11 protein-coding genes are annotated in these 12,756 nt (G+C 65.4%); 7 read left to right on the top strand and 4 right to left on the bottom strand.

Features of this window, described 5'->3' with window-relative positions; translation table 11 throughout:
• Positions 1-98: 98 nt before the first annotated feature.
• The 3 genes from ACVIJ6_RS04915 to ACVIJ6_RS04925 all read left to right on the top strand — a co-directional run bounded on the left by ACVIJ6_RS04915 (position 99) and on the right by ACVIJ6_RS04925 (position 1,849).
• Positions 99-755 (top strand): Mpo1-like protein, encoded by a 657-nt coding sequence (locus ACVIJ6_RS04915; protein ID WP_456771730.1) that lies wholly within the window; start codon positions 99-101, stop codon positions 753-755.
• 122 nt (positions 756-877) lie between these two features.
• Complete coding sequence (locus ACVIJ6_RS04920) at positions 878-1,288, top strand: hypothetical protein (protein ID WP_456771731.1); 411 nt, start codon at positions 878-880, stop codon at positions 1,286-1,288.
• An 87-nt stretch (positions 1,289-1,375) separates the two neighbouring features.
• Positions 1,376-1,849, top strand: a complete 474-nt coding sequence (locus tag ACVIJ6_RS04925) for a bleomycin resistance protein (protein ID WP_456771732.1) — start codon at positions 1,376-1,378, stop codon at positions 1,847-1,849.
• A gap of 40 nt (positions 1,850-1,889) precedes the next feature.
• On the opposite strand, the gene ACVIJ6_RS04930 is transcribed toward ACVIJ6_RS04925, so the two are convergent.
• The 4 genes from ACVIJ6_RS04930 to ACVIJ6_RS04945 all read right to left on the bottom strand — a co-directional run bounded on the left by ACVIJ6_RS04930 (position 1,890) and on the right by ACVIJ6_RS04945 (position 5,772).
• On the bottom strand, positions 1,890-2,372 hold the full coding sequence (locus ACVIJ6_RS04930) for a hypothetical protein (RefSeq protein WP_456771733.1): 483 nt from the start codon (positions 2,370-2,372) through the stop codon (positions 1,890-1,892).
• Between the two features lie 136 nt (positions 2,373-2,508).
• Entirely contained in the window at positions 2,509-2,997 is a 489-nt protein-coding gene (locus ACVIJ6_RS04935; RefSeq protein ID WP_456771734.1) for a DUF427 domain-containing protein, read from the bottom strand.
• Positions 2,998-3,120: 123 nt separating this feature from the next.
• Complete coding sequence (locus ACVIJ6_RS04940) at positions 3,121-4,830, bottom strand: hypothetical protein (RefSeq protein WP_456776903.1); 1,710 nt, start codon at positions 4,828-4,830, stop codon at positions 3,121-3,123.
• Between the two features lie 138 nt (positions 4,831-4,968).
• Positions 4,969-5,772 carry an MBL fold metallo-hydrolase gene (locus tag ACVIJ6_RS04945; RefSeq protein WP_456771735.1) on the bottom strand — a complete coding sequence of 268 codons (804 nt, stop codon included), beginning with the start codon at positions 5,770-5,772 and terminating at the stop codon, positions 4,969-4,971.
• Positions 5,773-5,892: 120 nt separating this feature from the next.
• Here ACVIJ6_RS04945 and atzD point away from each other — a divergent pair, with 120 nt between their 5' ends.
• From atzD to exbB, 4 genes are all read left to right on the top strand, one after another.
• Entirely contained in the window at positions 5,893-7,011 is a 1,119-nt protein-coding gene (gene atzD / locus ACVIJ6_RS04950; RefSeq protein WP_456771736.1) for a cyanuric acid amidohydrolase, read from the top strand.
• Between the two features lie 490 nt (positions 7,012-7,501).
• Positions 7,502-10,033 (top strand): TonB-dependent receptor, encoded by a 2,532-nt coding sequence (locus ACVIJ6_RS04955; protein WP_456771737.1) that lies wholly within the window; start codon positions 7,502-7,504, stop codon positions 10,031-10,033.
• 42 nt (positions 10,034-10,075) lie between these two features.
• The gene (locus ACVIJ6_RS04960) at positions 10,076-10,765 is read left to right on the top strand and encodes a Fe2+-dependent dioxygenase (RefSeq protein WP_456771738.1); all 690 of its coding nucleotides are present in this window, start codon (positions 10,076-10,078) and stop codon (positions 10,763-10,765) included.
• 692 nt (positions 10,766-11,457) lie between these two features.
• Positions 11,458-12,756 (top strand): tonB-system energizer ExbB, encoded by a 1,299-nt coding sequence (gene exbB, locus ACVIJ6_RS04965; RefSeq protein ID WP_456771739.1) that lies wholly within the window; start codon positions 11,458-11,460, stop codon positions 12,754-12,756.

The following is a 12,756-nucleotide window of genomic DNA, read 5'->3' on the forward strand; positions in this document are numbered from 1 at the left end:
GACCGGTCAGGTTCATTGTGACAACATCATAATGTCACGACACCTTCACTGAAGCCCTCTACGCCTCGGTCTCGTTCCACAACGGCACGGGGATTCGCATGTCGGGCTACTACAAGACGCTGCAGACGCAGCGCTTCGACGACTACCGCTACTATCATCAGAGCCGGATCAATCAGACGCTGCATCTGATCAGCGCGGTCATCTTCCTCGTCTGCTACGCGCTGCTGTTCACAGACCCCGCAATGGCCGGACTGGTCGGATGGCTCGCGATGCTGACGCGCCAGACCGGCCATTTCTTCTTCGAGCCGAACGGCTACGACCACGTCAACGACGTCACCAACGACTACAAGGAATCCGTCAAGGTCGGCTACAATCAGACCCGCAAGATCGTGCTGCTCACGGTCTGGGGCCTGGTACCGGTGGCGCTGTTCCTGTTTCCGACGCTGTTCGGCCTGTTCGCCGAGCCGGCGAGCCGCATGGATTTCGTCCGCCATGTCGGCCTGCTCTGGCTCGCCGTTGGCATTGGCGGCGGTCTGTTCCGCATCATCCAGCTGTTTGCGACGCAGGATGTCGCCACAGGGCTGATCTGGGGCTTCAAGGTGCTGACCGACCCGCTGCACAACATCGCGCTGTACTGGAAGTCGCCGATGGCGCTGCTGCGTGGCGAACTGATCGATCCGACCATCAAGGACGCCTCACATTGGGGCGCAGCGGTCGACGAGAGCGAGTCCGAGGAAGCCGCGCATCTCACCTGACCCCGCGCATCGGCACCCACCGCGCGGTCCGCGCGCGGTGGGTACCCCGGCTGTCGTAAGATGGAACAACTTCTCCGCTGCGCCGTTTCGGCCTCAGTGCTGGCGGCCTTCAGGAGCTTTCCATGTGTGACTACAGCCTCCATACCGTTGCTTCCCGTGATGCCAAAATCGACGACGTGCTGGTCTCCTGTCGCTTTCCCGGCACGGAGACGCGCGGCTTCTGCACCAAGGACGACCCGCTGACCGCGATGTGCCTGCGCCCAGGCACCGAGCTTGCCTTCGAGGGCGACGTCCGCATCAAGGGCTTCTTCTTCCGCCGCAAGGTCGGTGCTCATCTCGCCCGCTTCCGGCAGGTCGACCTCAACAAGCCGACCGAGCATCACGACGCGCTGGAATTCTCCAATGGCCACATCGTCAAGGTCGCGGACCTCGCCACCGGCCAACGCGCCCGCGTGCTGCAGATGCCGGCCGATCCGACAACGAGACCCACGTCGACCCCGGTCACAATCGAGCTGCGCGCGACGCAGCTCTGAGCGGCACACCAGGCACAGCGCCGGCCATGACGAGGCCGGCGCTGTCCTTGGATCGCGTGAGAGGGCGCGGACGGCCGAGCGTCCGCCGTGGCTCTCGCGCGCGATGCCGGCTATGGTCGAGTGGTCATGATCATCTCATCCGATCGCCTGCCGACCGGCGGCTTCGCCCCTCTCGTCCCTGAGCTCTGCGTATCCGACCTCGAGAGAAGCACGGACTTCTGGTGCGGCATCCTCGGCTTTCGCATCGCCTATCAACGTCCCGAGGACCTCTTCGTGTACATCGAGCGTCAGGGGACGCAGATCATGCTGATGCAGTACAACGGCACTTGGGAAACCGGCTCTCTCGACCCGCCGTTCGGGCGCGGCATCAACTTTCAGATCATGGTCGACGACGTCGGCCCATTGTTGAGCGCGCTCGCGCAAGCGTCCTGGCCCCTGTTCGACGCATGCCGCGAGGCCTGCTATCGTGTCGGTCAACAGATCCGCTCCCAGCGCCAGTTTCTGGTCCAGGATCCCGACGGCTACCTGCTCCGCTTCGCGCAGGAGCTGAGTTTCAGGTAGCGATCTGCGGTCCGCATCGCCCGGCCCGCTGCCACCTCGTTCAATCCGGCAGGTTGGTGAAGCGCGGTCGCCAGACGCCCAGAATCACGTTCACCGTGGCCACAGCGAGCATGACCCAGATCGCGCCCTGCTCGGTGCCGAAATTGGGCTGCAGCGTCGCCGGGTCGATCTGGCCGGCGACCGCGCGGGCCGCCTCCTCCGCCGCCTCCTGCATCGGGCCCTGCACTGCGGCAAAACCCCATTCGAAAACGAGAATGCCCGACGCGAGCTTGGCCAATGCCCAGCCGGCGCTGTGCAGCGCGCGGTTGACGGCGATCGCGAGCAGCCCCGCGATCAAGGTGAGGCCGAGCGAGGGGAAGAACACGTAGCGCACGATGGCGCCCATCGCCGCGCGCATCTCGGCATAATGCGACAGCGAGACCGCGGGCTGCGGAATCATGCCCAGCAGCACGATCAGGCAGGCCATCGCGCCCATCATGCCGATCGCGCCCATCGTATGCAGGAACTTCATCAGCCGTCGCATGGCATGTCCCCCGACGTCGTGAAGAGCAGAACTGTCTAGATCTTGTCTCTTTGCCCGAGCATGATCTTCGCGAAAGACCGCTGTCCGTTTTCCCGATCATACTCTCAAATACGGTCAGAACCGGACTGCGGATCATCTACCAATCCCGCGTGCCCGGCGCCCCCTTGAACGGGCCGACCACACGCGAAGTGATCCAGCCGCCGTAGAAATCGCCCTCTTGCGCCGCAACGCGCTCGTCGCCGACGAAGCAGGCGTCCACCCGCGAGGCGTAGAAGGCAAGATGCGCGGTGATCGCGGCGAAACTCGGAGTCGGCTGCGCATAGCTCCAGACCGCCTGCTCCGACACGCGACCATCGACCTCGATCGTCCAGTAGCTCGCGATGCCCTTGAACTCGCAGAACGATAGCCCTGCGGCGGGACGCAGCAGCGACATCGCCACATGCCGCGGCGGGATGTAGTAGACCGGCGGATGGCTGGTCTCGAGCACGCGATAGCCCTCGGTCGTATCGGCAATCGTGGCACCGGCGAACAAGACGCGCAGCCGCGCCGGACACCGCTCCAGCCGCGGCGGCCGCGGATAATCCCAGACCGATTCCTGCCCGGGCCCCGGCGTTGCAATCTGCATCGTGCCCTCCTGGTGACGCGCCGCAGCGATGCGGCAGCCCTCATCAGCAGACAACGAACGGCCGGGCAGTGGGGATCAGTGGAGATCGGCGGCCCGCAGCGATGCGCGGCCGCAACAGTCGGATCACGAGTTCGAGCCGGTCCGCCGCGCGCCGGGACGGACATTGCCGCCGTCCGAGGTCATCTCCGAATCTGAGCTTCGCTCGATCCGGTAGAGCTGGACATAGCTGCCGCGAGACAGCGGCAACAGCCCGGCGACCGGCTGCTGCTTGAGCGGCGGACCGATCACCAGCACCGCGTCGAAGTCGGAGCGCCAGCGCTGCAGATAAGTCGGGATCTCCGCGCCCGGAGAGCTATCAGGGTGCTCCAGCCATCGCCATTCGACCGGCTCGCCCAGAGCTTCTGCGAGGCGATCGAACGGTGGGCGAACAATCACCGGCTGCATCGCGGGATTCGCGAACAGCAGCGGCCAGAACGCGCGGCGTTCGATGACGAGCAAGGCGGCCAAATGGGTGTCGACGCGATGCACCCCTGGCAAGGTTCGCTCCCTCTTGTCCGCGTCCCCGATCCCGTCGAGCTCGCCATTCGCGACCAGCACTCGCTTGCCCGGTTCGACCTGCGTCAGTGCCGCACGCAGCTCGGCGAGATCGCGCCGGTGATCAATCCAGCCGGCGCCAATATCGAGGCAGCGGAGCAAAGTGAGCGCCCCCAGAAGCAGGCCGGCATAGACACTTTGGCGCGCGCTCAGCCGCGGCTGCAGCGCGGCAAACAGCAACAAGCCCATCATCAGAGCGAGGCGCAGATCGATGTAGACGCCGTTGATCGCCTTGGCAGGGGCCGCGACGAAGCCCAGCATCAGGGCCGCCAGCGCCAGCGGCAGTCCTGGTGCGACCTCGAGTTGGCGGCGGATGAGCACAAGCAGCGCCAGCACGGTGCAGGCCGTGACCAGCGTCAGCCCGGTGCTCGTGGTCATGAACGGCGTAAAGATCCACCAGAGCTTCTGCTGCCACAGCCATGGGCCCGGCCGCGCCCCCGGCTCGCTGAGCGGGCCCAGCGCATAAAACACGAGGGATGGGATCATGGCGAAGGCGAGCGCACCGGCCGCGCCGACGAGTTCGCGCATGAAGCCGGGAGACCGTCGCAACCGCCACAGCCGGTCCGTCTCGGCGGCGCCGACCAGCACCGCAAAGAAGACGAGGCCGAGAATGTGACACAGGAAGGTCGCGGTCGCGGCAAGCGCGCCGAACCCGGCGAGCACGAGGACGTTGGCACGACGGCGCAGGACGACCCAGCCGGCCGCGCCCAGCAGCGCCAGCCCGAGCGAGAGCTGGAAGTTCATGAAGCCCAGCAGGAAGATGCCATTATAGGCAATGACGGCCGCCGCCAGCGGCCAGAGCGAGAACCGGCCGAAGACGGCGCGATGGTACGCGACGACCCCGATCAGCGGCGCGAACAGCGCAAGCGCCAGCAGCAGGCGGCCGCCGACATGGACGTCGGTGACGCGCAGCAGCGCTGCGCCGATCACGTCCATGCCGAGATTGGGCAGGATGCGCCAGTTCGGCCCGTACATCTGCGACAGCACGGGGTCTTCGGGATGCGCGAGCACGAACAGGCGCGCCAGATGGTTGGGATAGTCGAGCACCGGCGGCACATCGACCAGCAGGAACGGCACGGAGAGAAGGACGACCAGGCTCAGCGCCACAAGGCTCCACAGCCGCCGCATACTGCGAGGGCCGGCTTCGGTCCTCGCCTCGCGCGCGGCGGCCACGGCATCCGGTCCCAGCAGCAGGCCGCCGGCCGCAGCCCCGCCGGTCTTCGACAACAGCAATTGCATTCGCACTGAGGTACCCCGGTCCACCAGGATACTTCGATACCATACGATCTCAGACTGCAAGCTGAACGCGCATTGTGTTGTGGTTGTACCTAACGCCCCGTTACTCCCGGCGCGTGCAGCACCACATACGGAACCACGTCAGGCGATCGCCGCGAGATAGCGCGCGACAGACCGCTCGAAGGCGGGCTTCGCTTCCGTTGCGATGTTCTTCTGCCACCACCCGCCGTAGATGCGATCGAATGGGAGCGGCCCGATCGTTGCGGCGATCCTGCGCACGGCTGCGGCGCCGAGCGGGATATAGTTCGGGTAGGAATACATGAAGCTGACGTGGCGGCGGTCCATCGCGACCATCGCAATGTCGCCGGTGAACAGCGCGCCCTTGCCCTCGGCCACCTCCCGCCAATGCAGCACGGTGGCGCCGGGGAAATGACCGCCGGTGCGATAGAGCCGGACGGCGTCGGATATCCGCAAGCTGTCGCCCGTCCACGGCACGATCGCGGGATGCGGCCGGGTGATGAAGGCGCTGTCGTCGCCGTGGAGATAGATCGGGATGCCGCCGAACGCCTCGCTCCAATCGGCGACTGCGCCATAAAAATGCGGATGCGAGACCGCGATGGCCTTCAGCCCGCCGCGCGAACGCACATGCGCGACAGCCGTCTCCGTTGCCAGTGGAACGCAGTCCCACATCACGCAGCCGTCGGGCTCGGGAATCAGCAGCGCGCGCTGGCCAATCGCAAAGCTCGGATCGAGGCCAAGTCCGGTCACGCCGTCATCGTCACGCCAGATGACCTGGCGCGATGCGGCGAGCTCGTCGCGATCGATGAAGCGCTGTCCGCTCCAATTCACGAACTGGCGCTCCTCGTCGCAAATCCTGCACGCGGACGGCGGCGTGGGAGTGTCAGGAAACTGCGCGCCACATTGAAAGCAGGTCCAGAGAGGCATGAATCACCCGGCGAACTGACATCAGGCGCCGCGACATTAGCATGCCTGTCATCGCGCAACACCGTCGCGCGCGGCCTCGTGATTGCCTAGTCTGGCGGACAGCACACAGGAGTTTCCGAGATGCCGACCGCCTTGCGCCGCGCCACCGTTCACCGCCTGCCGATGCGGAGCCCGGATGATGTCGGTGCGCTGGACGCCGCGATCGCACAGGGCGCCATCGATCCGGCCGGTATCATTGGCATTCTCGGCAAGACCGAGGGCAATGGCTGCGTCAACGATTTCACCCGCGCGTTCGCGGTACGCTCGCTGCAGGCGCTGCTCGGCCGGCACGTCGACGGTGATGCGATCAACCAGATCGCAATGGTGATGTCTGGTGGCACCGAAGGCGCGCTGTCGCCGCATATGATCGTGTTCGAGGCCCGCGACGCGAGCGGCGACCGGCAGCCGCGCGCATTCGACAAGTCGCTCGCGCTGGGCCGGGCGCGGACGCCGCTGCTCCCGAGCGAGCATCTCGGCCGGATGCAGCAGGTCGCGCAGGTGGCGGCAGGTGTGCAGGCTGCGATGGCCGATGCCGGCATCGCCGATGCCGCTGACGTCCACTATGTCCAAGTGAAATGCCCGCTGCTCACGATGGAGCGGATCGAGGCGGCCGAGGCCCGCGGGACCGCCACCGCGGTGCGGGACACGCTGAAATCGATGAGCTTCTCCCGCGGTGCCTCGGCCCTGGGAGCAGCTGTCGCGCTCGGCGAGTTGACCCTTTCGGATCTGTCCGAAGCGATGATCTGCGCCGACTACGCGCGCTACAGCGAGCGGGCGGCGACATCGGGCGGCGTCGAACTGCTCGATCACGAGATCATGGTGGCCGGCATGTCGGCGGATTGGACCGGGCCGCTCGCGATCGACCACGCCGTCATGGCAGATGCCATCGACATCGAGCCGGCGCGCGCCGCTTTGGCCCGGCTCGGCATCGACACCGCGGGCCAGGTGCCGGCCGCCGCGCGCGGCCGTATCGCCGCCGTGCTGGCCAAGGCCGAGGCAGCGCAGAGCGGCAGGCTGCGCGGCCAAAGGCACACGATGCTGGACGACAGCGACATCGCCTCGACCCGCCATGCGCGGGCCTTCGTCGGCGGTGCGCTGGCCGGGCTGTTCGGCTTCACCGACCTGTTCGTCTCCGGCGGCGCCGAGCATCAGGGCCCCGATGGCGGCGGACCGATCGCGATCATCGTCGAACGGGTGTGAAGCGCGGTCGGGCGATGCGGCCTGGGAACAAGCGTGAGCATCGCGGCGGGACGAGCGACTTGATCGGAGCCCCGATACCAGCCTGAATTGCGCACACCGAATTGTCGGACGACCGGGCGGCGCCGCCTTGACGCGATAATGTCGCCCGACTCCGGCCGCATCTGAGGTGCAGCCGCACCGGCCCGGCACAGACCGCCCGCACAACCGCGAAAGCGGAACGGTATCTCGTACCGGGATTCTCTTATCCGGAATTGCGCCCGATCGGGCGATTCAACCCAAGGGTTGCGGGTGTTGCGTCTGCGCGACAGTTTGCGAGCAATTCGCATTATCAGACACAGATGGAAACTTTTCGCAATTGAGCCATCAGTGGAACCCACTTCTGGTCCGATTGCCTTTGAGTTTGCCACTCGTTCGCAATCGGAACACCGGATTGCGCGCGACGATACGAACCGAACAACAAAATATTGCGTAGCGAGTGGGGTGGTCGAATATGGGTAAGGCAGTCTTTCCAAGAAGCTTGCGCGGGGCAAGCGCACACGAATGGGATCCGTCCTCCGATATTTCCGGAGTGAAGGTCTCGGCCGTGGCCAGCCTGATCGCGGTTGCCTCGTTCTCGAGTGCCGAAGCCCAGCAGGCGCCGCTGCCCTCCGTGACGGTCGAAGCCCCGGTCGCCCGTCCGAAGCCCGCAGCCTCCCGTCCGACCGCTGAGCAGGTGCGCGCCCGCGACGCGATGCGCCGCGCCGCCCGCCAGCAACAGCAGCAGCAGGTCGCAGCGCCCAAGAGCAACCTGCCGCCCGACCGCAACCCCTATTCGAGCCCCGCATCGGACTACAAGGGCGAGCGGCTGCAGGCCTCCGGCAAGTTTCCGGAGAAGCTGCTCAACACGCCGAAGACCGTGACCGTGCTGAGCAAGGAAATCCTCGCCGACAAGAACTCGACCAGCCTCAAATCCGCCGTGCTCTCCACCGCCGGCGTGACGCTCGGCACCGGCGAAGGCGGCAACGCGTTCGGCGACCGCTTCTTCATTCGCGGCTTCGACGCCCGCAACGACGTCTTCATCGACGGCGTGCGTGACGGCGGCGTGTCCGTGCGCGAGAACTTCTTCACCGAGCAGGTCGAGATCCTGCGCGGCCCGGCCTCGTCCTTTGCCGGCCGCGGCACCACTGGCGGCGCCATCAACATCGTGACCAAGCAGGCCACGACCGAGAGCAGCTTCTACAACATGGACACCACGCTCGGCACCGACAAGACCAAGCGCGTGGTGATCGACGTCAACCAGAAGATCACCCCGACCTTCGCCGCACGCGTCGGCGGCCTGTTCCAGGACGCGGGCGTCGCCGGGCGCGACTTCGTGACCGACAACCGCAATGGCGGCTTCATCGCGACCAAATGGACGCCGCTCGACACCGTGACCCTCGCGGCCAACTACATCCACAGCGAGGTCACCGGACGTCCGGACTTCGGCGTGCCCTATTGGCGGCCGAACAATCTCGTGGCCGGCGCGCCGTTCCCGGAGGTGGGCTCGCCACGCAACGCCTGGTACGGCTTCGTCAACCGCGACTTCTCGCGCATCGGACAGGACATCGGCACGTTGAATGCCGAGGTGAAGGTCACACCCGACCTGACGATCTCCGACAAGTTCCGGGTGTCGCGCTCGACCCTCAACTACATCGGCACGCTGCCAGAAGGCCCGACCCTCACCAATCCGCTGTCGAACTCGACGATCCGGGCCAACCCGCAGAGCCGCTTCCAGCAGACCGATGTGCTCGCCAATCAGCTTGAGGCGACCTACAAGTTCGATACTGGCGCGTTCCGGCACACCCTGCTCGCCGGCCTCGAAGTCTCGCAGGAAAAGGCCCTCATCAACAGCTACACCGGCCTGACCTCCGAGCAGCAGGGACTGGCCTTCGCCGGCAACGGCTCGCTGTCCGGCGTGAGCGTGTTCAGTCCGAGCGCAACCTTCGCACCGTTCGGCATTCCCTCGCTCGGCCAGTTCCCGACCAATGTGAAGATCGACACGGCGAGCGTCTATGCGCTCGACAGCGTTAACTACCGCGATCTGGTGATCCTCAACGGCGGCATCCGCTACGACAAATACGACGTCCGGGTCGACGGCTTCGGCACGGTCAACGGTGTCGCCAACACGCCGGGCTCGACGGCGGCCTCGAGCGGCATGCCGAACTTCAACGTCGGAATGACCTTGAAGCCGGTGCCCTATGCCAGCTTCTACGCGGCCTATGCGACGTCGTCGAACCCCGTCGGCGCGGAGTTCGATGGTCTGAGCTCGCAGTATGGCGGCCTGTCGGCAGTGACCAATGGCGGCGCCAACCAGGTGTTCGGCCCCGAGAAGAACACCTCGATCGAGATCGGCACCAAATGGGAGCTGCTTGACGGACGCCTGCTGGTTACCGGAGCCCTGTTCCAGACCGAGAAGGAGAATGCCCGCGAGTCGCGCAACATCGCGAACGCCACGCAGGCCACCGCTGACTGTCCCTATCCCGTCGGTACCACCGGCAACGTGCCGTGCCTTTCGGCCGGCGCAGCCTACCGCATCCGCGGCATCGACCTGCAGGCGGGCGGCAAGCTCACCGACAAATGGAGCATTTTCGGCGGCATCGTGCTGATGCAGTCCGAGGTGACGAAGTCGAACATCCCGCCGGCGAACACGGCGCTGTTCACCAGCAATGTCGGCCTGCAGCTCGCCAACACAGCGCACCAATCGTTCAGCCTGCTGACGAAGTACCAGATCAACGACACCTGGGAGATCGGCGGCCAGGCGGTGTACCGGTCGAAGATCTTCGGCGGCACCTGGCTCGCCGCGAACCAGGGCACCGAGCTGCCGAGCTATTGGCGCTTCGATGCTTTCGCGGAAGCCAAGCTCGACAAGAACTGGACCGCGAAGGTGTTCGTTGCCAACATCTTCAACAAGCTCTACTACGACGCCTTCTATCAGAGTGCCACGCCGTTCACCCTGGTCGGTCCGGGACGAAGCGCATCGATCGTCCTGTCCGGACGGTTCTGAGCGCGGGCCCGCGCCCGGGGCCGCTATCGAGTTGATGAGTTCATGCTGATCTGTGTCCCCGGGATTCTGAGCAAGGATGATGTGGCGGATTTCCGCCACATCATGGCGTCCAGCGACTGGGAGGACGGCCGTTCGACGGCCGGCGCCCAGTCGGCCATGGTCAAGCGCAACGAGCAATTGCCGCCCGACAGCGAGGTGGCGCGCAAGCTCGGCCACCGCATCATTTCGGCGATGACCGCCAATCCGCGCTTTCTCGCCGCGGCGATTCCGCAGCATATATTCCCGCCACTGTTCAACCGCTACGCGGCCGACTCAGGCCATCATTTCGGCATCCATGTCGACAACGCCGTCCGCGGCGACAAGCTCACGGGACTGCGCATTCGCACCGACCTGTCGGTGACACTGTTTCTCTCCGAGCCGGAAGAGTATGATGGCGGCGAGCTGGTCATCGAGGATCTCTACGGCTCGCATGAGGTGAAACTGCCCGCCGGCGACCTCGTGCTGTATCCGGCCTCCAGCCTGCACATGGTCACGCCGGTCACGCGTGGCGTCCGGATCGCCTCGTTCTTCTGGCTGCAGAGCATGATCCGCGATCCCCTGGCCCGCAGCATGATCTTCGATCTCGACACGACGATCCAGGATCTGTCGCGCCGCATGGGCCGCGATGATCCGGAGATGGTGAGGCTGACCGGCCTCTATCACAACCTGATCCGCTATTGGGCCGAGACCTGAGCGAGCGGCGCAGGCAGTCCGGCCTGAGATCGTGTTCCGGGTTGGTCTCCGGTTCTTGATCAATTCAGATAAAGTGGCACAGCCGGGTTGCAGAGTGATGCAGCCCGGCTCGTCTCATTTAGTCCTTTCAGTTTCATTGAGCTCGATTCGACCGCCGTCCAGCGGACACCGCTCGTCGGATGTGATTGCGGCGGAGCCGTCCCCGGCTCCGCGTTGCCATCGCCGTCGCCTGGGCGACTGGACCATCGCTCCCGCCATCGTGCATTTCGCGACTCTGCAGCGACTGCAAGCCTCATCGACTCCCACATCTCTCTGCAACGGCAAAAGAGGCAGAGTCGACATCTGCCGTCAATCTTGCCCTGCACGGCCTCGCCAAACCGGTCCGTCACACGACTAATTAGAATCGATGGAAGACCGAACGGCGGCATTTGCGTGACGAGAACGACCAGACACGGCTCGCCTTGGCGCCATGGCATCGTAGCACACCAGAACTTTCAGGGAGTTAGCATGTGATCGCCGCGCAAGAACTGCGGTCAGTCCATCATGCAGCGCAATCCCTCGCTCGGCATCCCGTCCACGGCGTTACGCGCGAACGTCGATGTTCCTGCTTTGAGACAACGCGCCGTCTCAAAACAGCCCCGTTAAGTCTCGAAACATTACAGGGAAATTAACTACAAGGGATGTGCAGCAACATGTTCAGGATCGTTCTTCGCGCAGGAGCGGTGATCGCAATCGTTTCGGCCGGCGCGGCAGCGCAGGCCGAGCAGGCAGCCACCTCGCCGAGACCTGGCCAGGCTGCCGTTGCGCCACAGACTTCCGCAACCAATCCAGCGCCGGCGACAGCAAGACTCGCGCAGAGCTCGCCGATGGCAGCAGTGCCGTCACCTGCAGCGAACGCCGCGCCTGGATCGTCAAATGCACCGGCTACGCCGGCAGCTCAGGCGACCGCAGCCAAGCCCATGAACACCGCGCAGCCGATCACGACGCCGGCGCCGACACAGCCGACTGCACAGGCTGCTGCGGCCCAGCCTGGTGCCGGAACGCAGGCCAACAGTCCCGCTTCGGTCGCATCAACACCGGCTCAAACCGCAGCCGTATCGCAGGGACCCGCCGCGACCGCCACGGCAAGCGACACGCAATCCTCGACCGCCACGTCCGCAGAAGCCGTGACCGAGCCGGCAGCGACCGCGGACAAGGCCAAGGATCAGGCCGAGAAGCCCGGTCAAGGCGGTGCGCAGGCGGCGTCTCACGTGCCGCATGATCTGTCGCCCTGGTCGATGTTCCTCGCCGCCGACATCCTGGTCAAAGCCGTGATGATGGGCCTTGCGCTGGCCTCACTCGCGACCTGGACCGTGTTCATCGCGAAGACCATCGAATTCGCCATGCTCCGCCGCAAGCTGAAGCGCGCTTTGCACAAGGTCGCCGATGTGCGCTGGCTGTCGGAAGCGAAGCTCGCGCTCGGCTCACGCGAAAGCGTACTCACCACCATGATCGACACCGCGATGCATGAGATCCGAATGTCCTCGGAGCTGCCGTCTCACGGCGTCAACGAACGTGCCGCATCGAGCTTCGCCGAAATCGTGCGCGCGGAAGGCCGGCGCTGCCGCACCGGCATGGGCCTGCTCGCCACGATCGGCTCGATCTCGCCGTTCGTCGGGCTGTTCGGCACCGTCTGGGGCATCATGAACAGCTTCATCGGCATCTCCAAATCGCAGACGACGAACCTTGCCGTCGTCGCCCCCGGCATCGCCGAAGCGCTGCTCGCAACAGCGATCGGACTCGTGGCCGCCATTCCCGCCGTCATCATCTACAACCACTTCACCCGCGTGACCAAAGGCTACATGGAGCTGGTCAGCCGTTCCTCCGGCGCGACCGCACGCATGCTGTCGCGCGATCTCGATCGCGGCCAGAGCCATCACAGCACTCACGGTGAACGCTTCGAGCCGATCCACGTCCACGCCGCGCCTCCGATGGCGCTCGCTGCGGAGTAA

The organism is Bradyrhizobium sp. USDA 4369, from assembly GCF_054056435.1.